Below are 24,947 nucleotides of genomic sequence, written 5' to 3'. Positions count from 1 at the left end.
TGTTCCTGCTGTTTTATCCCAACCCATACTTTACCCACTCCCAAGGTATCCTACCAAAACCGACGCATCCGTCCGCTAACAGACAGAAACCGATATTCTGCCCCATAAGTTTTTCCAACGCTTGCCCGACCATCACTTATTGCAAAAGAACAACTGATCCTCCCGGGAAGCGATCCAGATACCGGTTGCCATTCTTCCGGTCACCTTGTCCCGACGATAGGAATAAAACCGTCCGGAATCGGTCACGGTGCAAAAATTCCCGCCATATACGCGGGAAACCCCGGCTTTTTTCAGTGTGTCTCTTGCAAGTCCATAAATGTCGGCCAGATATTTTCCTTTTGCGTTCCTTCTTTCCCGGAAAGCCGCAGAGCATTCCCTGTCTTTATGCAGAAAAACTTTCCTGACATCTTCCCCGACTTCAAAGGCCGCCGGCCCGATAGCCGGCCCCAGCCACGCCATTATGCCGGAACCGCCTTTTTCCCCGAGCATGCCAACCGCCTTCTCCAGCACCCCGGCAGACAGTCCGCGCCATCCGGCGTGTACGGCCGCAACGGCCGTTCCGTCAGCAGTACACAACAGCACAGGCAGACAGTCTGCCGTCATGACGACGCATACCGTATCCTTTTGAAAGGTAAACGACGCATCCGCATCGGGTATGCCGCCTACCTTCCCGGCATCGACAATATTGCTGCCATGAACCTGATTAAGCCAGACAGGTTCCGAAGGCAGCCATGTTTTCAGCAAGGCCCTGTTTCTCCTGACCGTTACGGGGTCGTCACCGACATGCAGGCCCAGATTGAGTCCTCCTGTACCATCGGCGTTCCCATGATAAGGCGCCATGCTGAATCCGCCGGCACGTACCGTGGAAAAGGCTTTTACGCAATCCGGAGCCGGCCATTCAGGAATAATCGGATTCATACCATCGTTCACTTTCGGTTATCGACGAGCCCGCCAGCAGCATCCTCATGTCGGATGGCAACGGAGCCATCCATTCGTTCCACTCATTCTTTGCAGGATGAAGCAATCCCAGTCTGAAAGCATGCAGAGCCTGCCTTGGAAAAACGGCCGAGAGGCGGGATTTTCCATAAAGCGGATCGCCAACCAGCGGAAAACCGGAAAACTGCATATGTACCCGGATCTGATGGGTGCGTCCCGTTTCGAGCCGGCATTTGACAAGGCTGACTTTGCTCCCGTTACACACTCCGGTTTCCAGCAACCGGTAATGCGTTACCGCAGGCTTCCCCGAAGCCGTTTGCAAGACAGCCATCTTGATGCGATCTTTCGGATGCCGCCCGATCGGCTGATCGACTGTTCCCGCCACGGGCGTTTCTCCCCAAACCAGCGCCAGATATTCCCGCCTGACAGTCCTCGCCTGCAATTGCCGGACGAGATGGGTTTGCGCTTCCAGCGTTTTGGCAACCACCATCAAACCACTGGTGTCCTTGTCGAGTCTGTGCACAATCCCCGCTCTCGGAATTGCGGCGCTTTTTGGCAAATGATGCAAAAGTCCGTTTAAAAGCGTTCCCGACCAGTTTCCGGCAGCCGGATGAACGACCAGACCGGCCGGTTTATTGACAACGAGTATATCCCTGTCTTCAAACAGGACAGGAAAACCGACCGGTTCAGGGACAAACGCCAAGTCCTCTTCGGCAAGCTGGGGCAACACCACGATTTCCTCGTCCCCCACTACAGTTTGCTTTCCCTGCGCCGCTTTTCCGTCAACCGTGACATATCCCTGTTCTATCCATCGCTGGATACGACTGCGAGAATAGTCGGGAAGATGCCGCGCCACGATCTTGTCCAACCGCTCTCCGCCTTCTTTCAGGGATAAAACAAACCTGACCGGTTCCGGTTCTGTTAATATCTCCTCTTCATCCGTGTCAAAACGGCCTGTTTGGGAAGTGGTCGGCTTTTCTTTTTCAGTCACATCAGGTCCTATCGGCTATAATTCTGAAATTAAACGTTTTTCTGCTCAATCCGCAGTCTGCAAAAATCATGCGAAAGAATTTGTTAAAACTTCTTGCCCTTCTTCTGGCCGTTTCCCTTGCCGCTTGCGGCTTGTTGCCTGAAAAAATAGATGAAACGGTATCCTGGCCAGCAGGCAAATTGTATCGCGAAGCGAAAGACGAGATGCGATCGGGCAATTATGAAAAAGCGATCGAATACTACGAAAAACTCGAATCGCGATACCCGTTCGGAGTATACGCACAGCAGGCCCAGATCGACATCGCCTATGCCTATTACCGCGACAACGAGCCCGCGCAGGCGCTGGCAGCCGTGGAACGCTTCATCAAACTGCATCCCAATCATCCTAACATTGATTACATGTATTATCTGCGCGGACTGATCAATTTCAACGACCGTGTAGGACTCCTGAATTTCGCTTTCCGCCAGGATCTTTCCGAGCGCGATCCCAAAGCGGCCCAGGACGCTTTCGATTCTTTCAAGCTGCTGGTCACGCGCTACCCGGACAGTGTTTATTCAAAGGACGCCATCTATCGCATGAAATATCTCGTCACGATGCTGGCAAAATATGAAATTCACGTCGCGAAATACTATTACCGTCGCGGCGCCTATCTGGCTGCAGCCAACCGCGCCCAGCGCGCCATCAACAATTATCCCGAATCCGCCGTTGTCGAGGAAGCGCTGTACATTCTGGCCGAGTCTTACAAGAAACTGGGCCTTTATGACCTGAGCAATGACGCAGACCGGATTTTCAAACAGAATTTTCCCGACAGCAAGATTCCTTACGGCGGCAACGTCAAGGAAAATCCATGGTGGCAATTCTGGTAAAAATACATGATTCGCGGATAAACTTCTTGACGTTTTGAAAAATCACTTTAAATGACCCAAGCTGCACAATCTTTTTCGGGAAGCTCGCTTTTTACCGTTACAGCGCCATCCGGCGCCGGGAAATCGTCTCTTCTTGCCGCCCTGATCCGGAAAGATCCTTCCTTGCGTCTCTCCATATCGCACACGACAAGACCACCCCGGCCGGGTGAACAGAACGGGCGCGAGTACCACTTTACGAACATCGCCGATTTCCGCAAACGCCTTGAAGAAGGCGAATTTCTCGAACACGCTATCGTCCACGGAAATTATTATGGAACGTCAAAACTGTCCGTCTTGGGCCAGTTGGATGCCGGTCACGATACCTTGCTGGAAATAGACTGGCAGGGAGCGAGGCAGATCCGGAAACTGTTTCCGGAAACCATCAGCGTTTTCATACTGCCTCCCTCGATTTCAGTCCTGGAAGAAAGGCTTGTCAAACGGGGACAGGACTCCGGAGACATCATAAAACAACGGATTCTAGCTGCCGATGAAGAGATCCGGCATGCATCCGAATTCGATTATGTTATTATCAACTATGACTTTGATCTGGCGTTGGCCAAGCTGGCGGCCATTGTTGAAACAGCCCGCTGCCGGATAACACGGCAGGCAATCAAAAACAGGGATTTGTTTGCACAATTCGGCATCCGGTGTTTCACCGGCTTGTAAAATGACGCACGGATTTGATTTGGCAGGAATATAAAAATGGCTCGTATTACTATTGAAGATTGCTTGAAAGAAATTCCAAACCGGTTTGAACTGACGCTTTGCGCCACCTACCGTGCACGTCAGCTGTTACAGGGGCATACCCCGAAAGTGGAAGCGAAGGATAAAATGACGGTTATGGCATTGCGCGAAATCGCGGCAGGAAAAGTCGGACGGGAAATGCTGAAAAAGGTGCCGGGCTAAACGCGGGTCCTGGAACAAGCCTCATGAGGGTGCGTTTTGCCTGGCGGTTGTCCCATTCATTGTATAGCTGATAAACAGAGCGAACATGATGACGCCAGAAACCGCTTTATCGACCGGTCAGGCCGGCATGGTCAATCCGGACCATGCGGCTCTTCCTGTCAACCAGTTTGACAGCGCAGCGACCGTTGTACCCGTTTTTTCCCTGCCCAAAGTCGTCACTTTTTCCCACCTGGCCCAAACACTGGAAACGTACCTCCCGCCTGCCGACATGAAGCGGATACTGGAGGCCTTTCGTTTCGCCGACGAAAAGCATCTCGGGCAAATCCGCAAATCCGGCGAACCCTATATTTCGCACCCTCTGGCTGTCGCCGAAATCTGTGCAGGCTGGAAACTGGACGCCCAGGCTATCATGGCTGCCCTGCTGCACGATGTCGTGGAAGATCAGGGAGTCGCGCTTGACGAGCTGATCGAACGATTCGGCGCCCCGGTTGCCGCCATGGTTGACGGTTTGTCCAAGCTGGAAAAACTCCAGTTCAAGACGCATGTCGATGCACAAGGTGAAAATTTCCGGAAAATGCTGCTGGCGATGGCGCGTGATGTCCGGGTCATTCTGATCAAACTGGCAGACCGTCTGCACAACATGCGGACACTGGATGTCATGAACCGCCCGAAACGTTACCGGATCGCGCTGGAAACGATGGAAGTGTACGTTCCGATTGCCCATCGCCTCGGCATCAACAACCTCTATCGTGAAATGCAGGATCTCGCCTTTCACAACATGTATCCTTTCCGCTATGACACCCTTGCCAAGGCGATCAAGGCGTCCCGCGGGAACCGTCGTGCCCTCCTCGGGAAAGTTCACGACGCAGTCAGCAATGCTCTTGAGAAAAACGGCATCCGTGCGGAAATTTACGGTCGCGAAAAAACCCTGTACGGCATTTACCGCAAAATGCGCAACCAAAACCTGTCCTTTTCGCAGGTTCTCGACATTTACGGTTTCCGTATCGTGGTTGATACCCTGCCGCAATGTTATATGACGCTGGGCGTTCTGCACGCGCTCTACAAACCCATTCCGGGCAAGGTGCAGGATTATATCGCGATACCGAAACTGAACAACTATCAATCGCTGCACACCAGCCTGATCGGCCCTTATGGCGCTCCCGTCGAATTCCAGATCAGGACGCATGAAATGCATCATGTCGCCGAAACGGGCGTAGCGGCCCACTGGCTTTACAAAACGGAAAACGAAACGCTGACCGACTTGCAAAAGCACAGCCTCGGCTGGCTCCAGTCCCTGCTCGATATCCAGCAACAAACCGGCAATTCCGCCGAGTTCTTCGAGCATGTCAAGGTCGATCTCTTTCCGGACTCCGTTTACGTTTTCACGCCCAAGTCCAAAATCATCGCCCTGCCCCGTGCGGCAACGGCACTGGATTTCGCCTACAACATTCACTCCGACATCGGCGACCACACTTCTTCGGTAAAGATCAACAACAGCGTCGTGCCGCTCAGAACCGAATTGCAGAATGGGGATATTGTCGAAATCATCACGTCTCCGACCGCCCATCCCACGCCTGCCTGGCTCGAGTTCGTCCGGACGGGCAAAGCGCGTTCGCGTATCAGAAGTTATCTGCGTTCCGTCAATCAGGCCGATTCCATCAAGCTCGGCAAACGGCTTTTGCAACAATCCCTGAAATCCCTCCATCTGGACGAAACTGCCGTTCCGCAGCCTGTCATTGACAAGCTGCTTTATGAAACCGGCTCCAAAACGCTGGACGATATTTATACCGATATCGGCGTCGGAAAACGGCTGTCCGTACTGGTTGCCCGGAGAATCGCCGGCCTGATCGATGAAATGGGCCGAAAACAGGGGACGGCGATCAAGGAAGAGGAACCCCAGAAAATCGAACCGGTCATCATTTATGGCAGCGAGGGTATCAATGTTCAGCTGGCAAGCTGCTGCCTGCCGATTCCGGGCGATACCATCATCGGCGAACTCAACATGACGCGGGGACTGGTCGTACACAGTGCCGAATGCCAGCAGGCAAAAAAACTCATCGCGAAAGAACCCGAAAAATGGATCAATGTCGATTGGGGTGAAGGACTGAATCGCAGTTTCGATTGTTACCTGCGTCTGCTGGTCGTTGAAGAAAAAGGCATTCTGGCCAGGGTAACGGCTGAAATCAGCGGTTCGGACGCCAACATCACCGCCGTCGAAATGGAAACGCAAGGTGAATTCAATTTGCTGAAATTCACGGTACAGGTAGACGACAGGATTCACCTTGCCCGTCTGATACGCCGGGTTCGCCATGTTCCCGGCGTCAGGAAAGTCGGCAGAGACCGCATCTGAAAAAGCGGCCTCCGCAAGCTCAACTCAGGGTGACTTTCGCGAATTTGCGTTTTCCGACCTGTACGACAAACGTTCCGGCTCCGAGTTTCAGCCCCCTGTCGCTGACGGTTGAACTGTCCACCCGGACTCCGCCCTGATCGACCAGCCGCAGGGCTTCGGAGGTGGACGCGCACAATCCGGCCTGTTTCAGCACCTGCCCGATTCCAAGAGGAGCGCCGTTTAATGAGACGGAAGGAATATCGTCCGGTATTCCGCCACGCGAACGGGCCATAAAATCTTCCAGCGCGGCATCGGCATCGGCTTTCGAGTGGAAGCGGGTCACGATTTCCTGGCAGAATGCCACCTTGACATCGCGGGGATTGCGCCCGTTTCTGACTTCTTCTTTCAGACGTTCGATTTCATCTATCGATCTGAACGACAGCAGATCGTAATAGCGCCACATCATTTCGTCGGAAATACTCATCAGTTTGCCGAACATGACATTTCCCGGTTCGGTAATGCCGACATAATTGCCTTTGGACTTCGACATTTTTTCCACACCGTCCAGCCCTTCCAGAAGCGGCATCGTCAGGATGCACTGGGGTTCCTGACCGTACTGGCGCTGAAGTTCGCGGCCGACCAGAAGATTGAATTTCTGGTCGGTTCCGCCCAGTTCCATATCGGATTTCAACGCCACCGAATCGTATCCTTGCATCAGCGGATAAAGCAGCTCATGCACCGATATCGGATTTCCGTTTCTGAAACGTTTGGCGAAATCGTCGCGTTCCATGATCCGTGCCAGTGTATATTGCGATGCCAGCTGGATCATCCCTCTTGCGCCCAGCTCGTCGCTCCATTCGGAGTTATAGCGGATCTCGGTTCTCTCGGGATCAAGCACCAGACTGGCCTGTGAAAAATAGGTCATGGCATTTTCCTTGACCTGCTCGCGCGTTAAAGGGGGGCGGGTGACATTTCTTCCGCTCGGATCGCCGATCATCGAGGTGAAATCGCCGATCAGGAAAATAACGACATGCCCGAGATCCTGAAGCTGGCGCATCTTGTTCAGCACGACGGTATGGCCCAGATGCAGATCGGGCGCTGTGGGATCCAGCCCGAGTTTGATTCTCAAAGGCTTTCCCGTTTTTTCCGAACGGGCGAGTTTCCGGGCGAATTCCGATTCGATGAGCAGTTCGTCACAGCCTCTTAGCGTGATCGCCAGCGCCTCCCTGACCGAAGACGACAAAGGCCATTCTTCGACAGGCGCAGACCGGGAATTTTTTTCGTTCATTTGATTTATTTACGGCAGTTTGTATTGATATAATATGTTTTTCGAGCAATTTTGCCACAGGCCAATAACAAGAAAAGCATCCTGCGCAAAAAAGTCAATTTTAACTGATTGCAGCAATAAGAGGAATTGAATGCGATTCATCGACCGGGCGAAGCGGATACTATTGGGAACTTCACACAAAACGCAAGTTGTTTCGCTCGTTTCCCTCTGCTTTGCTTTTATCGCATTCGGCGCTGCGGCAGTCGCTCCCGGCACCCCTCCGGACACCAGCGACATTGCATTCCGGATCATCGAGGAAGAAGTCCAGCTTTCTTCCCTGGACAAACAGCTTGAAAAACTGAAAAAAGACCGGCAGTTCTATATCCGCGAGGACAAAGTCCGTTCAGGCGATACGCTGGGCACACTGTTATCGCGGCTCGGCGTCAATGACCGGGAAGCCGCCGATTTCATCAAGACGCACGAAAAATCCAGAATATTCCTGCAACTGAAAACAGGACAGGTGGTTCAGGCGAAAACCGATAACCGTGGCCGGCTTTACACGCTTTCCACACTGCTTCCCAATCCTGACGATATCCAGACGAACACCGTCGTTACCCGTACCGATTCAGGCTTTACCGTTTCAAACGATACCGTCCAGATGGAAAAGATCGTCGAAATGCGTTCGGGAACCATACAATCGTCCCTTTTTGCCGCGACCGACGCCGCCGGAGTACCCGATCCGGTTACCCGCAAGTTCATCGAAATGTTTTCCACGGATATTGATTTCAACTCCGATCTGCGACGGGGCGACCGTTTCAATATCGTTTACGAAACTTACTGGCAAAACGGCAAATTCCTGAAAACCGGGCACATTCTGGCCGCGGAATTTGTGAACAAGGGCACCCCTTATCAGTCGATATGGTTCGAACGCGCGCCCAATAAAGGGGGATACTATGATTTCAACGGAAAATCGCAAAAAAAAGCGTTTCTGAAATCCCCCCTGGAATTCACGCGTGTCTCTTCAGGTTTCTCGATGCGGATTCATCCGGTAACCGGAAAAATCAGGCAACATAAAGGAATCGACTTTGCCGCACCGACAGGCACTCCTATCCGGGCGGCCGCCGATGGAACGATCAGCTTTTCCGGATGGCAAAACGGCTATGGCAATTTTATTGTCCTCAAACACTGGGGGGCGTATTCAACCGCTTACGGACACATGAGCCGGATCGCCGCTGGCATGACCCGGGGCAAAAAAGTCAGCCAGGGCGACGTGATCGGTTATGTCGGCACAACCGGCATCAGTACCGGCCCGCACTTGCATTACGAATTCCGCGTCAATAACGTACAGCAAAATCCGGCCCAGATCGATATGCCCAATGCCCATCCACTGACCTCCCGTGAAATGGTCCGGTTCAGAACCCATCTGGCCGACATGCAACACCGGTTTGCCCTGATGGACTCGACCTCCGCAAATCAACGGCTCGCTTATCACCGGCAGGATAAATAATCCGTCGGCAAACCACTATGGCTCTTTTCATAGGTCTGATGTCCGGTACCAGTCTTGACGGGGTGGACGGAGTCCTCGCTTCCCTTCCCGATTCTTGCGATAACGGAAAACCGGCTATCCTGTCTGCAGCGCATGTCCCGTTTGACCTGTCCTTCCGCAAGCAACTGATGGAACTGCAAACACCGGGAAGCAATGAAATTGAGCGGGAAGCGCTGGCTGCCAACAGACTGGCTTCTCTTTATGCTGAAAATGTTCGCCAACTTCTTCTGAAAAACGGAACATCGTCCCTGGAAGTCCGCGCAATCGGGGTTCACGGCCAGACGATCCGGCACCGGCCCGATCTGGGGTTTACGCGGCAAACCAACAATCCTGCCCTGCTCGCCGAGCTGACCGGTATCGACGTTATTGCCGATTTCCGAAGCCGCGACATCGCGGCTGGCGGACAAGGCGCGCCTTTGGTACCGGCTTTTCACCAGGCCGTTTTTGGCGACAGGGCGGCTCATCGTGTGGTCGTCAACATCGGCGGCATTGCCAACATCAGCATATTGCATCCGGATGGCTCCGTTTCCGGCTTTGATACCGGACCGGGCAACGTGCTTCTTGACGCCTGGATACAATCGCAGCGGAACCAGCCTTTCGATATCGATGGCAACTGGGGAAGAAACGGTACCTGTTCACGGGAACTTTTGAAAACGATGCAGGGCGAACCGTTTTTCAGCCGGCTTCCTCCGAAGAGTACCGGACGGGATCTTTTTCATCTGGACTGGCTGCGCGAGAAACTTCTCCAGTCTCCGGCGTCCGGATCGCTGGATCCCGCAGATGTTCAGGCTACGTTAACCATGCTGACGGCAAGTTCTGTCGCACAGGCCATCCGCGACCACGCCTGCGGTACAGAACAGATTTACGTATGCGGAGGCGGCGCCAGAAACCGGTTTTTGATGATTTTGCTTGAACAGGCGCTTCAAGACAGAAATATCCGGGCGAAGCTGGCAAGCAGCGAGGCATTGGGGATCGATCCCATGCACGTGGAATCGCTGGCATTTGCCTGGCTGGCACATCGGTTCATCGCGAAAAAACCGGGCAATCTGCCGCCCGTAACCGGGGCGAAAAGTTTTCGCATACTTGGCGCCCTTTATCCTGCCTGAAAAACTCCTGTTTCCGGCCATTCCCGCATACAAATCCGGGATCAGCCATCAAGACGCCGATCTTCCGGAACGTTAGTCAGAACGGTCCTGAAATTGTAATCGGTCATTGTAGCGTTATAAAATGCATAACTGTTTTTTCCCTTCTCCTTGGCATAGTACAAGGCCTTGTCCGCATTGTGGAACAGTTCTTCATATGTTTTTCCATCCCTGGGATAAACCGAAACGCCGACACTGCATGAAACATTGTATTGATCGGCCAGTTCCCTGTAGGTGTTTTTAAAGAGATCGCAAATGTCCCGCGCTTTTTCAGCAATGGCCTTTTCCGAACTTGCTTCACGAAGATAAACAACAAACTCGTCACCACCGATACGGCCGATAATGTCCGATGAACGCACCTTCCGTTTGATTTCGCTGGCAATGTATCGCAAGATTTCATCGCCGAACATATGGCCGAGATTGTCATTGATCGCCTTGAAATTATCGACGTCTATAAAAAAGAAAGCGCCGGGCTCCGTATTTCTGTCATTTAACAGAGTAACCAGCCGCTCCTTTAACCGCTTGCGATTGTCCAGCTCCGTCAGCGAATCCATATTGGCCTGCTTCCGCAAAAGCGTCGCTTCCGTCTTACGTTGATGGATATTGATCAGCTTTCCAAGGTAACCGACACACTCCACATTGGTTTCGGTGTTCCACAAGGCATGAACATTCATTTCGAACCACTGGTATCCATCACCCGGAACTTTCATGCGCAATTCGATTCGCGAGCTGGGAAACTTCGGCGTCAGTTCCGTCAGCCGCTTCAGGAAAACACTTCTGTCATCCGGATGGATAAGCTCCGCGGTCTGGAGCGCTTCCCGCGCCCGTGGAATACGGATGTCGCGATGGAAAAGCGTATAAAACTTTTCGGAAAATTCGAGAATATCGGTTTTGGTGTCATAGTTGAAAATAATGTCGCCGGACAACTCCGAAAGAATCCGGTATTTTTCCCGTTCAAGTTCAAGAAGCCTCAAGGTCCTGGAAGACAAGCCGCTGTCCTCGTTTCTGGCAGGCACGGTATCCGGCGCCAGGAAATTTTCCCGGCTCTCAACCCCATCCTTGTCAAATGAACAGAAAGCCAGGGATTCTTCCGCCACCGTCAGATCTTTTTCGAGAAGCGGCGCAACCTTGACAAAAACATTCAACAATTTTGGGTTGAAAACACCGCATTCTCCGCCAAGAATCATGCTGACGGATTTTTCATGCGAATAGGCGTTTTTGTAAACGCGTTTGCTTGTCAGGGCATCATAAACATCGGCCAGCGAAACGACCTGTGCCCAGATAGGGATGTCTTCCCCCTTTAGCCTGTCCGGATAACCGTTACCGTCCCAACGCTCATGGTGATGACGGCAGATTTCGTAACAGTAACGGAAATATTCCTCGTCCTGCGCGTAATGAATACTCTGGAGAAATTCGCCTCCACGAATGCAGTGCGCCTGCATAATCTCGAACTCTTCCGGCGTCAGCTTGCCGGGTTTGTTCAGAATATAATCCGGAATGGCGATCTTGCCGATATCGTGCATCATCGATGCACTCGCTATTTTTTCAATGTGATAGGGAGACAGCTCATACTCCGGATATTCCCCGGCAATCGCCTCAAGAAGCATCTGGGTAATGTGACGGATGCGTTTGATATGCTGTCCCGATTCGCAATTTCTGAATTCGACGGCGGTGCTCAGCGTTTCAATCAGGAAATTATTGACCTGATTGATCTTTTGCGCCTGTTTCTGCAAGGTTCCTATCTGCTGGCTGACCAGTTTTTCCAGACTGGATTTATGCATGAACAGTTCAATGATGTTGGCGACGCGCCTTTTCACTACTTCCGGATTGAAGGGTTTGTTGATAATATCCGTTACCCCAAGATGGTATCCCCGCAAGGCCGCCCTGTCGGAATTTTCCGACGTAATCAGTATGACGGGAATGCGGTCGATCCACCTTTTTTCCGACATAACCTGCAGGACTTCGAACCCGTCCATGACCGGCATGATGATATCCAGAAGAACCATGAAGATTTTTTCATGCTCTTTTTCCAGAATATCCAGAGCCTGTTGCCCGTTCTCGGCTTCTTCAATATCGTAAAGGTCATTGAACAATTCGGCCAGAATGGCCCTGTTCAGCTCGATATCATCAACGATCAGAATAGTTTTTTTGTCCATTTGGCAGTCAGCCCGGCTAACCCAGCCGGTTTACACAATCGACGATTTTTTCGTATTCACCGGAAATTTTCGAGAAAACACTTTCCAGCTCGCCATCACTGAATTCACCGGATCGCAAAAGACTGACGATCTCGGCATTCAGTTCCGACAAATTCTGGAAGCCCAGATTTGCCGCGATTCCTTTCAGCGTGTGTGCCGACCGCTCGATTTCCGGGTATTTCTTTTCAGACACAGCCGACTTCAAAGTGCTGAAAGTGGCGTCACCCGGAAATTTCCTGACGAATTTTTCCAGGAGTTTTTCATTATTGGAAAACCGGTTCAGCGTGATTTCATAGTCGACACCGGCAGTTGTCATGGCTTCTTCAAGATTCATTTTCGGATTTTTCCAACTGTTCACAGATCATTTGGTACAACAACTTCATATCCACAGGTTTGCCAAGGTGCGCGTTCATTCCTGCGGCCCTTGCCTTTGCGACATCGTCGGCAAAAACGTTGGCCGTCATGGCGACAACAGGCACTCTCTTCGCATCCGGATGAGACAAGGCGCGAATCGCTCTGGTCGCTTCGTAACCGTCCAGATAAGGCATCTGTATATCCATTAAAACAAGATCATAAGTTCCCGGAGAAGAACTTGCAAACTTGTTCACCGCCTCATTTCCGTTCCGGGCAATATCGACGGATATCCCCACAGTCTTCAACAATTCTTCCACAATTTCCTGATTCAGGCCGTTATCTTCGGCGACAAGAACATGTTTTCCCGACAGACCGCTATTATTTCCAAAAGGCAAGAGACTGGCGACCGGATTTTTCGGTACATCACATGAAAAACCTCTTCTGCCCGTTTCTCGGGTTACAGAGACCAGGGTCTGATACATGTTCGACTGGAGCATGGGCTTGGATATGAAAGCGTTTGCCCCGGCCAGACGCGCTTCCTTTTCAATGTCTGACCAGTCGTAGGCGGAAATAATGATAATCAGCGCTTCGGAACCGACTTCCTGCCTTATCCTGCGCGTGGTTTCTATCCCGTCCATTTCAGGCATCTTCCAGTCAACAAAAACGACATCGTAACCGTCATGCCGTCTGTGTGTGCCCACCACTTTTTGTACGGCCTCCTGTCCCGAGAGCACCCATTCGGCCTTCATGCCCATTCTGTCCAGAATAATCGTGGTATGTTCACAGGTATCGGCATCGTCGTCCACGACCAGTATCTTGAGTTCTTCCAGCACTCCCGAACGTTTCTCTTTTCCGTCTCCTGCATTATCGAAACCGATTTCGACCGTAAAAACCGTTCCTTTTCCCGGCACGCTTTCGACATTTATGGTCCCGTTCATCAATGTCACCAGATTCTTCGTGATGGGCATGCCAAGCCCGGTTCCTTCAACCAGTTTGCCCGACCCGTCATTTTCCTGCTCAAATGGCATGAAAAGCCTGTTGAGAAATTCGGGACTCATCCCCCGACCGCTATCGGAAATGGTAAAACGCAACCATATCTGATCGGTATGCCGTTTGGCAATCTCCTCGACCTGCAAACGGACCCTGCCATTTTCCGGTGTGAACTTCACCGCATTGGACAATATATTGATCAGAATCTGGTTGAGACGCAGAATATCCCCCCGCAGGGTCTCATGCCGGACATTGGTCACGATTTCAAAATGCTGTTTCTTCGTTATTGCCTGCGAATAAATGATCGACCCGATGTTTTGCATCAGCTCGCCCAGTTCGAAAGGGTCTTTCGTAACCGTCATTTTTCCGCTTTCGATTTTCGACACATCCAGCACATCGTTAATCAGCATCAACAAGTGGCGGGAAGACAAAGCGATTTTCGAGAGACAGTTTTCCAGCTTTGCCCGGTCGTTCATGACTGTTGCCGCAATCGTTGTCATACCGATAATGGCATTCATCGGCGTTCTGATTTCGTGGCTCATGCGTGAAAGGAACGAACTTTTCGCTTCATTTGCTTTCTCCGCGTTGAAAAGAGCGTCCTTTAGCACCTGCTGCGCCTGTTTTATATCGGAAAGATCGGTAATCGAAAAAATGCACCGCAACTGGCTGTTGTCTTTTTCCCTGACAGGGTAAATACTGATCGAAATCCATCGCTTGCTGCCGGTTTCCGGATTGGTGAACTGGACCTCATGAAAAACAGGGTGTTTCAAAACATCGACGCCGTTAAACCACTTGCCTATCTCGGCAGCACGATCCGGACTGCACCGGTCAACAAACAACAGGGGATACCTTTTCAGGACACTTCGCTGAATGCCAAGCACGCCAAAGGCATTGGGAGAAACATATTCCATTTCTCCCGTGTAAAAGTTATACAAAAGAAAAACGTGGCCTGCATTATCCGAAATAATCTGCAAAACATCGTCATGAAAGCGCCGTTCCTGAATACGCCGGTAAGCCATACGCTGGACAAGAAAAACCAGAATGACCATCAGCACCGACAGAACCACTGAAACCGTAACATTGAAGGCCACCATAAACATGGAATCTTCAGCGACCTTCGTTCTTTTCTGGCCTGTCAGGTCGATCGCTTTCAGTATTTTGTCGTCCACTTTTTCATAATAGACGGCAAAGTCGCCATAAATAAGCGCGCCCAGTCCCTCTTTTTTCTTCAAGGCCAGCTGCAATACCTTGTCCTGTTCTTCATACAGCTTTTTCAGGGCTGCATCAATTCCGGCAATATCCTTTCTTGCCCCAAGATAGTGGGCATATACATATTCCAGACTTTTCCCGATCGTGCTCTTTGAAGAATCGATAACCTTATCGACCAGTCTGCGGTTGCTTTTCGTATTATCGTCCGTGAGCCGGCCGACATACACTTCCATTTCCGTCAGCTCTTTCCGGATTTCCTGAAGATGGGAAACGACAAGATAGGAACGCCTGTTTAACACTTCAAGATTGGCATTCATCTTCAGCGCACTGTAAATCGATACCGACGAATAGATGAGCGCGAATAACAGGGCGATGGCTACGGCAAACAAGCCATACCGGGATCGAAAAAGCGATGTAAATCGACTTTTCATTAAATGAGTCATTAAGTTTATCGGCGAACCGCTTGTGACATCGAACGCGACTCCCACACAGACGCATCCGTTTCAGGAATAAACCCGTCGCACAAACACGCCCCTCTGCAGGGCAGGCTCTTCCCGACCGTATCCTGCCCTGATCTGCTGCAAAACAGTTGAATCCTGTTTACTTCATTGACCAGTCTTGCTTTCAGTCCGATCAGGCTTTCTATTATACTTTCTTTCAGGAAATAATCCCATTGAAAGAATACGCCGCAACAGAGCCATTTTTCCCCAGGCTCCTATAAAATAAACGCTTCCCCGTTACCGGACATGTCTCTTCAAGGAAAGACCGATGATTTCTCTTTTGCAACGCGTCAGACAGGCCAGTGTTTCCATTGCAGGAAAAGAAACGGGCCGTATCGGAAAAGGACTGCTTGTATTCCTGTGTGCAGAACGGAACGATACCGAAAAGGAAGCCGATCTGTTACTGGAACGGATTTTGAATTACCGTATTTTTCCGGATGCCAGCGGCAAAATGAACCTGTCTGTCACCGCTATTGACGGAGAACTTCTCATCGTTCCGCAATTCACGCTGGCTGCCGATACCCGATCCGGAACGCGTCCTTCTTTTACGCCCGCCGCGCCTCCCGATGTCGGCAGGAAACTGTTCAGCTACTTCGTAAACAAGGCGGCAATGAAACACCCCGGCGTCCAGACCGGGCAGTTCGGGGCCGATATGCAGGTATCGCTGGTTAACGATGGGCCAGTCACTTTCTGGCTGGATACCTCTCCCAAAAAACATCAACCTCATCAGAAATAACGGCAGACGTGTTAAATCCCCGCATATCTGGCAAAATAAGCGTGTTATTTCCCTTACTCTTTCAGGAGCCATCATGAAAATCTGGAGCGATTCTTTTAAGGATGGGGCCAAAATCCCGACGCCATTTGCTTTTTGTAAAATTGACGCCGCAACGCATGCCGCCATGTCGGACAACAGAAATCCGCACCTTGCCTGGAGCGACCTGCCGGGAAACACCCGTTCCCTGGTGTTGATCTGCCACGATTACGATGTCCCCTCCAAAGGCGATGACGTCAATCAGGAAGGCAAAACCGTTCCGGCCGACCTGCCTCGTGTGGATTTTTATCACTGGGTCCTGATCGACTTGCCCCCGACCGTCACGTCCATTTCCGAGGGAGAATATTCAAGCGGAATCACGGCTAAAGGCAAAAACGGCCCGGAAGCATTGCATGGTTCCAGACAGGGCATCAACGATTACACGGCATGGTTTGCCGGCGACAGGGAAATGGAAGGCGACTACTATGGATACGACGGCCCCTGCCCTCCCTGGAACGATTCCATCCCGCATCATTACGTTTTCACACTTTACGCGCTGGACATTGAAAAACTGCCCCTGTCCGGCCGTTTTTCGGGACAGGATGTGCTCTCTGCCATGAAAGACCATATCCTGGCCCAGGCCAGCATAACCGGCGTTTACTCGCTTAATCCGGAAATTGAAAAAACTCTCTGATCCGAACGTGAATCAGCCGACCGACATACTGATTATCCGGCATGGGCAAACGGCCTGGAACAAACTCAAGCGTTTGCAGGGCCACAGCGATATCCCTCTTAACGAGGAAGGCCGTTTGCAAGCTGTCACGCTGGCTGAAATACTGCGGCACGAACCGCTCGATGCTATTTTTTCAAGCGACTTGCAACGGGCTTATCAGACAGCTTATGAAATTGCCAAAAGCCACAATTTGCCTGTCCACACCGATAAGTCTCTCCGGGAACGCTGTTATGGCATTTGCGAGGGAATGCTGGCCGAAGAAATAAAAAAAGCGTACCCAAAATCTTACGAAGCATGGTACGCCGCCGATCCGGATCATTTTTTTCCCGATGGCGAAAGAAAAACCGAAAGCCCCCGGCAATTCCATTATCGCGCACTGGAGGCTATCCGGAATGTGGCAAGCCGCCATTGCGGAGAAAGAGTGGCGATCATCACGCATTTCGGCGTGCTTGAAACGGCCTACCGCGCCGCACAGAATATTCCACTGGGTACACGCTGCAAAATGCCTGTTTTGAATACCAGCATCAACCGGTTCAGATGGCGCGACGGAAGGCTTGAATTGCTGGCATGGGGAGAAGCGTCCCACCTGGAAGAAGCGCGAAAACCCCCGGTCGATTATTACAAGCATTTCTGAACGGACGGCTTGCCTGCTTTTTAGACAGCCTGTCTGCTAGAATAGCGTTTTTCGTTCGATTTATCATGCGTGTCGGCCCCTACCTCCTTCCCAACAATCTCGTTCTCGCGCCCATGGCAGGCATTACGGATCGGCCATTTCGCCAGCTGTGCAAAAAGCTGGGCGCCGGTTATGCCGTATCTGAAATGGCAGCGGCCAACCCTTTGCTGCGAGACACTTTAAAAAGCCGGAAACGGATCATACATGATGGCGAGAGCGGACCGCATGCCATTCAGATCGTCGGTTCCGTCCCGGCTATCATGGCAGACAGTGCCCGCTACCACGTCGATCAGGGAGCGGACATCATCGACATCAACATGGGATGCCCTGCCAAAAAAGTATGCAACAACTGGTGCGGCTCCGCCTTGCTGCAAAATGAATCGCTGGTCGGACAGATCCTCGATGCCGTCGTCCACGCAGTACCGGTTCCGGTAACCCTGAAATTCCGTACCGGTTGGGATCGTTCCCATATCAACGCCCCGGCAATCGCGAAAATTGCCGAATCGGCCGGGATTGCCATGTTGACCCTGCACGGGCGCACCCGCGCCGACGGTTACCGTGGAGAAGCGGAGTACGCTACCATTGCCGAAGTGAAATCGCTCGTTTCCATCCCGGTCGTTGCCAATGGCGACATCGATTCGCCGCAAAAAGCGAAAACAGTTCTCGACAAGACCGGAGCCGACGCCCTCATGATAGGACGTGCCGCCCGGGGCAGGCCCTGGATATTCCGGGAAATCGGCCATTTTCTTCAGTACGGTACCCCTCTTCTTCCGCCTTCCCTTCAGGAAATATGGCAAATTCTGCGTGAACATCTGGAAGATCATTACGCTTTTTATGGCGAAACGCTCGGTGTTCGCAACGCCAGAAAACATATCGGCTGGTATGCCGGCAATCTGCCCGACGGCGAAAAACTGCGGCAAAAAACCAACATGGCGGATACCTGTGAAAAGCAAATAAATGAAGTCGATCGCTTCTTTATGTCTCTACTTGAGCGCGACGAACGGTTACAATATCAACATTCTAGAATTCGGATTGGATCGACTGGCCGGCCGGGGGCGGCTGCCATTGGAAACGCAACATGAGTAAAGAGCACATTCAGGATGTTATCCTGCATAGTCTGCAAGAATACTTCAAGGATCTTGACGGCCAGAAACCGACTGACGTTTATAACATGATTATGCATACGGTCGAGAAGCCTGTCCTGATGGCGGTCATGGCTCATGCCGGCAACAACCAGTCGCATGCCGCCGAAATGCTGGGCATCAACCGGAATACCCTGCGAAAAAAACTCCTCGAACACAAACTCCTGTAACCGGTCTTTTCATTCAACTTTTTCTTTACCGATTTTTTTATCATGACTCAATTTGCCCTGATATCCGTCTCCGACAAAACAGGCATTGTCGAATTCGCCAAAGAACTGGCAGCTATGAATATTGCCATCCTTTCCACCGGCGGAACAGCGGAACTGCTTCAGAAAAATGGCGTCTCCGTCACCGAAGTCGCCGATTACACGGGATTTCCGGAAATGCTGGACGGCCGGGTCAAGACCCTGCACCCGAAAATTCACGGCGGCATTCTGGCAAGACGCGATACCCCCTCCCATCTGGAAGCGATCAGGCAACATGGCATCGATACCATTGACATGGTTGTCGTCAATCTCTATCCATTCCAGCAAACCGTTGCCAGGGAAAACTGCACACTGGACGACGCTATTGAAAATATCGATATCGGCGGTCCTGCCATGCTTCGTTCCGCAGCAAAAAATTATAAAGACGTTGCCGTCGTCTGCGATCCGGCCGATTACGAGAGCCTTATCGCCGAAATGAAAAAGCGCAACGGGACACTTTCTGTCGAGACCCGATTCGAGCTTTCCAAAAAAACGTTTGCCCATACCGCCCAATACGATGGCGCCATCGCCAATTACATGTCGAGCCTGAAAGCGGACAAAAAGCATCAGAACCGCCGTACCTATCCGGAAATCCTCAACCTGCAATTCGAAAAAGTGCAGGACATGCGTTACGGTGAAAATCCGCATCAGTCCGCCGCTTTCTACCGCGAAAGAAACATCGAGCCGGGCACGCTGGCAAGCTACAGGCAACTTCAGGGCAAGGAACTCTCCTATAACAACATCAGCGATGCGGACGCTGCCTGGGAGTGCGTCAAAAATTTCGACGAACCGGCCTGCGTGATCATCAAGCATGCCAATCCTTGCGGCGTCGCGACCGGCAAGAACTTGCTTGACGCCTATCAGAAAGCACTGCAAACCGATCCTGAAGCGGCTTTCGGCGGTATTATCGCGTTCAACCGGGAACTGGATGGCGCCACTTCTGACGAAGTCTCCAAACTGTTTGTGGAAGTCCTGATCGCGCCCTCCTTCACCGAAGAAGCCAAAAGCATTTTCAACCGCAAGAAAAACCTGCGTCTTTTGCAGATCGCCCTGGGCAAAAATGTCAACGCTTTCGACCTCAAACGGGTCGGGGGTGGCCTGCTTTTACAGTCTCCGGACATTGTCGATGTCATTGCAAGCGATCTGAAAGTCGTTACCAAACAGCAACCGACCCCCCAGCAAATGCAGGACATGCTGTTTGCTTCCAAAGTGGTCAAGTTCGTCAAATCGAACGCTATTGTTTTCTGCGGAAACGGAATGGCGCTCGGTATCGGAGCGGGCCAGATGAGCCGCGTTGACGCGGCACGGACAGCGACCATGAAAGCCGCCAATGCCGGGCTGTCCCTCCAGGGATCGGTGGTCGCCTCCGATGCGTTCATACCGTTCAGGGATGGCCTCGATATCGTCGCCAATGCCGGCGCAACCGCCGTCATCCAGCCGGGCGGTTCCGTGCGCGATCCGGAAGTGATCGCCGCAGCCGACGAACACGGCATTGCGATGGTTTTCACGTCCATCCGTCACTTCCGTCACTGACAGGAAAGAGGATATTCATGGCCATCCTTCCGGACATGTCACGCTGAAGGCTTTGCCATGAAAATTCTCGGCATCGACCCCGGCCTGCGAACCACCGGTTTCGGCATTATCCACAAAAAAGGAAACGCCTTACACTACATTGCATCCGGCACCGTCAAAACGCCGGCCGAAGCCGGTTTGCCGCTGAGACTGAAAACCATCTTCGACGGAGTCAATGAAATCATTACGCAGTACCGGCCGGATTGCGCGGCGATCGAGAAGGTTTTCGTGAACGTCAACCCGCAATCGACGCTGCTTCTGGGGCAGGCGCGCGGAGCGGCCATCAGTGCGCTGGTTGCCTCCGAACTGGCCGTTTACGAATTCACGGCCCTTCAAATCAAACAGGCCGTCGTCGGACATGGCAAAGCGCAAAAAAAACAGGTTCAGGAAATGGTGCAACGGCTGTTGTCGCTCCCTGGCATACCGGGAAGCGATGCAGCTGATGCCCTGGGCGTCGCCATCTGCCACGCTCATGGATTCGATGCCATCAAGGCACTGGAAAAAGCGGCTGTATTGAGCAATGAGAACACCTTTCGCATCCGGCGTGGCAGACTTATCCGGTAAAACAATTTCCTTTCACTTGTCTGGGTTACTTTATGATCGGTCGCATTCACGGCACACTACTGCAAAAAAATCCCCCCCAACTGCTGGTCGATTGCCAGGGAGTCGGCTATGAAATCGACGTGCCGATGAGCACTTTCTACAATCTTCCGGCAGTCGGCGAAAACGTCACGCTTTTCACCCATCTGGCCATTCGGGAGGATGCGCATGTTTTATACGGCTTCGGCTCTCTGGACGAGCGAACCCTGTTCAGACAGCTGGTACGGATTACGGGAATCGGGGCACGAATCGCGCTGGCCCTTCTGTCCGGCCTGTCAGTCGCTGAAATGGCTCAGGCTGTCGCCTTGCAGGACGCCACACGGCTGACCCGGATCCCCGGCATCGGCAAAAAAACAGCCGAGCGGCTCTTGCTGGAACTGAAAGGAAAATTCGATTCCGCCTCATTGACGGCTGCGCCAAGCGCGGTATCGAACGATTCCATGACCGACATACAAAATGCGCTTTTGGCGCTGGGTTATTCCGAGAAAGAAACGCTTACGGCAATCAAACAGATACCAGCCGACTGCAATGTATCGGACGGCATTAAAATGGCGCTCAAGACCCTGTCCAAGGCGTGATCTTCGAAAACGGGAACGGATTTTACATGAGCATTCAAACTGACGATTTCAGCGAAAAAAGAATCATCGACGCCAGCCCGGCTTCACCGAATGAGGAAGCGGTCGAAAGAGCGCTGCGGCCAAAGTATCTGAGCGAATATGTCGGCCAGCACAAAACGCGCGAACAACTGGAAATCTTCATCGCGGCGGCCAGAAAACGGCAGGAAGCGCTCGATCATACCCTGCTGTTCGGGCCGCCGGGACTCGGCAAAACGACGCTTGCCCACATTATTGCCCGCGAAATGGGAGTCAACCTCCGCCAGACTTCCGGCCCCGTGCTGGAACGTCCCGGCGATCTGGCCGCCATTCTGACCAATCTGGAAGCCAATGACGTTCTCTTCATCGACGAAATCCACCGTATGTCGCCGGTTGTCGAGGAAATCCTTTATCCTGCGCTGGAAGACTACCAGATCGACATCCTGATCGGCGAGGGGCCGGCTGCACGTTCTGTCAAGCTGGATCTGCAACCTTTTACCCTGATCGGAGCGACGACCCGTGCAGGCATGCTGACCAATCCGTTAAGAGACCGTTTCGGCGTGGTGGCACGGCTGGAATTCTACGATATCGACGATCTGACCCGCATCGTCACCCGTAGCGCCATGCTCCTGAAAGCGCCGATTGTCGAGGATGGAGCGCGGGAAATTGCCCGGCGTGCCCGGGGAACGCCGCGTATCGCCAATCGCCTGCTCCGGCGGGTGCGCGATTATGCCGAAGTCAAGGGAACGGGAGAAATCACCCGTGAAATGGCCGATGCAGCCCTGAAAATGCTGGATGTCGATCCGGTCGGTTTCGATCTGATGGACCGCAAGCTTCTGGAAGCCGTTCTGTTCAAATTCAGCGGCGGCCCTGTAGGCATCGCCAATCTGGCGGCTGCCATCGGTGAAGAAGTCGATACAATCGAAGATGTGCTGGAACCTTACCTGATCCAGCAGGGCTATCTGCAAAGAACCCCTAGAGGCCGCATTGCCACAACCGCGACTTACCGTCATTTCGGCGTTGTTGCGCCGTCTTCCGACCCCACCGGCAATTTATGGGACGACCGTGAAAAATGAGCCAGAAGAAATCCGGACCGATCGACGTTGCCGTCGGTATTCTGATGAAAGACAATGGCGATGTCCTGCTGGCCCAAAGACCAGCAGGCAAGGCTTATGAAGGTTACTGGGAATTTCCGGGCGGAAAAGTCGAAGCAGGTGAAACGGTCGAAGAAGCGCTGAAGCGGGAATTCATGGAAGAACTGGGCATTACCGTTCTGGCCGCCGAGCCGTGGTGCTGTGTCGAACACGTTTATCCCCATGCGCATGTACGCTTGCACTTTTACGTCAGCCATCAATGGAAAGGACTCCCTCAAAGCCGCGAAGGCCAATCCTTCAGCTGGCAGGGAACTGTCCGGGTCGAACCGCTCTTGCCCGCTACCGTTCCTCTCATCCAGTGGCTTGACGCACTGCGCTATTCCCACTCGACAACAGAAACAAACCCGGCATGATCGTCTCAGTGATAAAATTATTCATTTGACTTACAGGAAAACAGGAATGATTCTTGAACTAGTCGATATTTTGATACTGCCCGGCAAACAGGCTGAATTCGATAAGGCCATTCTGCGCGGTATCACTGAACATATTGTCCCGTCCAAAGGGTTCATCGGTTACCAGATCAACAAATGCATAGAATCGCCGGAAAGATACGTTCTGATGAATTACTGGAAGACACTGGAAAACCACACGGTTGATTTCCGGGAATCGCCCGCTTTTCTCCAGTGGCGAGGTGTTGTCGGGCCATTCTTCGCCCGTCCGCCTATTGTGGAACACTTTACGATTTTAGAGACAAAAAACTCTCCGGAACAGGGGTTTCAGTTGCCCTGAAAGAGCAAATCGGGGATAATGCACAGGCGTCGCCGGGGTGGCGAAATTGGTAGACGCAGCAGACTCAAAATCTGCCGGTGGAAACACCGTGCCGGTTCGATTCCGGCTCCCGGCACCACTTCAGAATTTCACACCATCCTGCAAGAGCCAAAAAGCCTTGCAGGATTTTGTTTTCATGATTTGTCCTGGTCTTCACCTGTCTCTTCAGGTACATTGTCACTCCCGTTTCTTGCAGGTAAAAAGGTCGGTAAAGTTTTACCCTACAGCCAGCCCGGAGATTTTGCCCACATGGGAAAACCGGCCAATACCCGACTCGGGAGCATCAGGGCCGGTGACAAAATCCGGCAAAAATCTGACGGCAACAGGCTTTGGGCCTGCATCAGGAGAAAGATAAAAAACATGTTCCGGCAAATGGCCTGTCGCTTTGGGAACGGGTAAAAATTCCGGATCCCCGCCAGATACGCGCACATCAATCCGGCCGGTGCCTGCAGAACGTGCTGGCAAGCGCTTGCGACCGGAAATACTCCCGACGCATCAAGAAGTCTGAAAAACAAACCGCCCTGCCTGTAATGGAAGAGCACCTTCCTAACTCCAAGTGGGTGGCAAAGCGATGGTTCGGGAAACAATATGCTGCCGCTCCATGTCACGACGAAAAAATTCAGGGGTATTGGGGTATTCTGCGCCAGCACATCGGAAAGAAGCTTTTTGGAGTCTTGAAACCCGTAGTACTATCGGGGAAGCATTTGCCTGCGCAAGAACGTAATTGCACAGATACCGCTCACCGTCTGTCGTGGATTGCAAATGGAATTTGCCTTTCCTTCCCGAAACCTGACTGTGCCCACCACCACACTGCCGACCGTATGGCATCACCTTGAAACCTGTTCCACACCGGCACAGAAGCGCAATAGCCCACCTGTAACAAGTGGTGGCCCATTGAAGCTTTTTGAGCCGTGCTTTCCCCAAGGTATGGCTTTAACACCCTGTCCGTATTTCTTTACGCAGTAAAGAAATACGCCTTGCCAACAGGGAAAAACCAACGTCAAGGACATTGCCCGGACGATTCCCGCAAAACGCAACGAGCCCGGAAGAAACATAAAAATGCGCAACCCGCACAACACCGTTCCCTTGAACAGAACGACCTGCATTGCTCCCCGGCCGTTCTCTACTTATAAATGGCCTTGTCTCGTTACATTATGGCATAGCCTCCATCCACGGCAATGGGCTGGCCGACAAGAAGCGAAGCAACAGGAGGTGCAGCCACAGCACGTTATCTGCCCCTTCTTCCGCGCGACCTGTCTTGCCTGTTGGCTGAGTCCGGACAACGGAGCCACTGGCAGGAACACACGACAGGAACCGTTCTTTATTAAGAACACACGATCTTATTCTTTTCTTGCCTGATTCGGCCATTGAGAACGGACACTCAAGCTTTCATCCAACACCCTGGACAAATAACCTGGCACCCTCTGCCGCCGGTAAAGACATTCA

At 52.2% G+C, this 24,947-nt stretch carries 24 protein-coding genes and 1 tRNA gene; 19 read left to right on the top strand and 6 right to left on the bottom strand.

Going from position 1 to position 24,947, the window contains the following annotated elements:
• Nucleotides 1–132 precede the first annotated feature (132 nt).
• Entirely contained in the window at nt 133–918 is a 786-nt protein-coding gene (pgeF, locus tag OFAG_RS03800) for a peptidoglycan editing factor PgeF (RefSeq protein ID WP_005877827.1), read from the bottom strand.
• Nucleotides 899–1,927 (bottom strand): RluA family pseudouridine synthase, encoded by a 1,029-nt coding sequence (locus OFAG_RS03795; RefSeq protein WP_005877828.1) that lies wholly within the window; start codon nt 1,925–1,927, stop codon nt 899–901. Before OFAG_RS03795 ends, pgeF begins: the two co-directional genes overlap by 20 nt.
• Nucleotides 1,928–1,995: 68 nt before the next feature.
• Between OFAG_RS03795 and OFAG_RS03790 the strand changes: the two genes are divergently transcribed.
• From OFAG_RS03790 to OFAG_RS03775, 4 genes are all read left to right on the top strand, one after another.
• On the top strand, nt 1,996–2,793 hold the full coding sequence (locus tag OFAG_RS03790) for an outer membrane protein assembly factor BamD (protein WP_005877829.1): 798 nt from the start codon (nt 1,996–1,998) through the stop codon (nt 2,791–2,793).
• Between the two features lie 51 nt (nt 2,794–2,844).
• Complete coding sequence (gene gmk, locus OFAG_RS03785) at nt 2,845–3,498, top strand: guanylate kinase (protein WP_005877830.1); 654 nt, start codon at nt 2,845–2,847, stop codon at nt 3,496–3,498.
• A gap of 36 nt (nt 3,499–3,534) precedes the next feature.
• Complete coding sequence (gene rpoZ / locus OFAG_RS03780; RefSeq protein WP_005877831.1) at nt 3,535–3,738, top strand: DNA-directed RNA polymerase subunit omega; 204 nt, start codon at nt 3,535–3,537, stop codon at nt 3,736–3,738.
• 85 nt (nt 3,739–3,823) lie between these two features.
• Nucleotides 3,824–6,088, top strand: a complete 2,265-nt coding sequence (locus OFAG_RS03775; protein WP_020994815.1) for a RelA/SpoT family protein — start codon at nt 3,824–3,826, stop codon at nt 6,086–6,088.
• Nucleotides 6,089–6,107: 19 nt separating this feature from the next.
• Here the strand turns inward: OFAG_RS03775 and tyrS are convergent, their stop codons facing one another.
• Entirely contained in the window at nt 6,108–7,355 is a 1,248-nt protein-coding gene (tyrS, locus tag OFAG_RS03770; protein WP_005877833.1) for a tyrosine--tRNA ligase, read from the bottom strand.
• Between the two features lie 130 nt (nt 7,356–7,485).
• Between tyrS and OFAG_RS03765 the strand changes: the two genes are divergently transcribed.
• Together OFAG_RS03765 and OFAG_RS03760 are read left to right on the top strand one after the other, a co-directional pair.
• Nucleotides 7,486–8,841 carry a M23 family metallopeptidase gene (locus OFAG_RS03765; RefSeq protein ID WP_005877834.1) on the top strand — a complete coding sequence of 452 codons (1,356 nt, stop codon included), beginning with the start codon at nt 7,486–7,488 and terminating at the stop codon, nt 8,839–8,841.
• Nucleotides 8,842–8,858: 17 nt separating this feature from the next.
• Nucleotides 8,859–9,986 carry an anhydro-N-acetylmuramic acid kinase gene (locus OFAG_RS03760; protein WP_005877835.1) on the top strand — a complete coding sequence of 376 codons (1,128 nt, stop codon included), beginning with the start codon at nt 8,859–8,861 and terminating at the stop codon, nt 9,984–9,986.
• A gap of 41 nt (nt 9,987–10,027) precedes the next feature.
• Here OFAG_RS03760 and OFAG_RS03755 read toward each other — a convergent pair whose 3' ends face one another.
• Genes OFAG_RS03755 through OFAG_RS03745 form a run of 3 tightly spaced genes read right to left on the bottom strand, consistent with a single transcriptional unit; the run spans nt 10,028 to nt 15,201 of the window.
• Entirely contained in the window at nt 10,028–12,178 is a 2,151-nt protein-coding gene (locus tag OFAG_RS03755; RefSeq protein WP_005877838.1) for a diguanylate cyclase domain-containing protein, read from the bottom strand.
• Between the two features lie 16 nt (nt 12,179–12,194).
• A complete protein-coding gene (locus tag OFAG_RS03750) occupies nt 12,195–12,551 on the bottom strand; it encodes an Hpt domain-containing protein (protein ID WP_005877840.1) in 357 nt (118 codons plus the stop codon).
• The gene (locus tag OFAG_RS03745; RefSeq protein WP_020994814.1) at nt 12,541–15,201 is read right to left on the bottom strand and encodes a response regulator; all 2,661 of its coding nucleotides are present in this window, start codon (nt 15,199–15,201) and stop codon (nt 12,541–12,543) included. The genes OFAG_RS03750 and OFAG_RS03745 overlap by 11 nt, the downstream gene beginning before the upstream one ends.
• A 337-nt stretch (nt 15,202–15,538) precedes the next feature.
• Here OFAG_RS03745 and dtd point away from each other — a divergent pair, with 337 nt between their 5' ends.
• The 13 genes from dtd (at nt 15,539) to OFAG_RS13655 (ending at nt 24,337) form a co-directional block, all read left to right on the top strand.
• The gene (gene dtd / locus OFAG_RS03740; RefSeq protein ID WP_005877844.1) at nt 15,539–16,006 is read left to right on the top strand and encodes a D-aminoacyl-tRNA deacylase; all 468 of its coding nucleotides are present in this window, start codon (nt 15,539–15,541) and stop codon (nt 16,004–16,006) included.
• 73 nt (nt 16,007–16,079) lie between these two features.
• Complete coding sequence (locus OFAG_RS03735; protein WP_005877845.1) at nt 16,080–16,715, top strand: YbhB/YbcL family Raf kinase inhibitor-like protein; 636 nt, start codon at nt 16,080–16,082, stop codon at nt 16,713–16,715.
• Nucleotides 16,699–17,388 (top strand): histidine phosphatase family protein, encoded by a 690-nt coding sequence (locus OFAG_RS03730; protein WP_005877846.1) that lies wholly within the window; start codon nt 16,699–16,701, stop codon nt 17,386–17,388. Before OFAG_RS03735 ends, OFAG_RS03730 begins: the two co-directional genes overlap by 17 nt.
• A gap of 65 nt (nt 17,389–17,453) precedes the next feature.
• The gene (gene dusB, locus OFAG_RS03725; protein ID WP_020994812.1) at nt 17,454–18,509 is read left to right on the top strand and encodes a tRNA dihydrouridine synthase DusB; all 1,056 of its coding nucleotides are present in this window, start codon (nt 17,454–17,456) and stop codon (nt 18,507–18,509) included.
• Complete coding sequence (locus OFAG_RS03720) at nt 18,506–18,739, top strand: Fis family transcriptional regulator (RefSeq protein WP_005877849.1); 234 nt, start codon at nt 18,506–18,508, stop codon at nt 18,737–18,739. The genes dusB and OFAG_RS03720 overlap by 4 nt, the downstream gene beginning before the upstream one ends.
• Nucleotides 18,740–18,781: 42 nt before the next feature.
• A complete protein-coding gene (purH, locus tag OFAG_RS03715; protein WP_005877850.1) occupies nt 18,782–20,347 on the top strand; it encodes a bifunctional phosphoribosylaminoimidazolecarboxamide formyltransferase/IMP cyclohydrolase in 1,566 nt (521 codons plus the stop codon).
• A gap of 57 nt (nt 20,348–20,404) precedes the next feature.
• Nucleotides 20,405–20,950: a crossover junction endodeoxyribonuclease RuvC gene (gene ruvC, locus OFAG_RS03710; RefSeq protein ID WP_005877851.1), complete on the top strand. Its 546-nt coding sequence runs from the start codon at nt 20,405–20,407 to the stop codon at nt 20,948–20,950.
• A gap of 32 nt (nt 20,951–20,982) precedes the next feature.
• On the top strand, nt 20,983–21,564 hold the full coding sequence (ruvA, locus tag OFAG_RS03705; RefSeq protein WP_005877852.1) for a Holliday junction branch migration protein RuvA: 582 nt from the start codon (nt 20,983–20,985) through the stop codon (nt 21,562–21,564).
• A gap of 26 nt (nt 21,565–21,590) precedes the next feature.
• Nucleotides 21,591–22,655: a Holliday junction branch migration DNA helicase RuvB gene (gene ruvB, locus OFAG_RS03700; RefSeq protein ID WP_005877853.1), complete on the top strand. Its 1,065-nt coding sequence runs from the start codon at nt 21,591–21,593 to the stop codon at nt 22,653–22,655.
• The gene (mutT, locus tag OFAG_RS03695; RefSeq protein ID WP_005877854.1) at nt 22,652–23,086 is read left to right on the top strand and encodes an 8-oxo-dGTP diphosphatase MutT; all 435 of its coding nucleotides are present in this window, start codon (nt 22,652–22,654) and stop codon (nt 23,084–23,086) included. Before ruvB ends, mutT begins: the two co-directional genes overlap by 4 nt.
• A 46-nt stretch (nt 23,087–23,132) precedes the next feature.
• Nucleotides 23,133–23,462, top strand: a complete 330-nt coding sequence (locus tag OFAG_RS03690; protein WP_005877855.1) for an antibiotic biosynthesis monooxygenase family protein — start codon at nt 23,133–23,135, stop codon at nt 23,460–23,462.
• A gap of 31 nt (nt 23,463–23,493) precedes the next feature.
• Nucleotides 23,494–23,580 (top strand) — tRNA-Leu (locus OFAG_RS03685).
• A gap of 250 nt (nt 23,581–23,830) precedes the next feature.
• Complete coding sequence (locus tag OFAG_RS13655; RefSeq protein ID WP_147617713.1) at nt 23,831–24,337, top strand: hypothetical protein; 507 nt, start codon at nt 23,831–23,833, stop codon at nt 24,335–24,337.
• The last annotated feature ends 610 nt before the right edge of the window (nt 24,338–24,947 follow it).

Origin of the sequence: Oxalobacter paraformigenes, assembly GCF_000158475.2 — a bacterium.
Taxonomy (GTDB): domain Bacteria; phylum Pseudomonadota; class Gammaproteobacteria; order Burkholderiales; family Burkholderiaceae_D; genus Oxalobacter; species Oxalobacter paraformigenes.
Note: the sequence above shows the minus strand (reverse complement) of the source record. Positions and strands in the feature narration are given on the sequence as shown.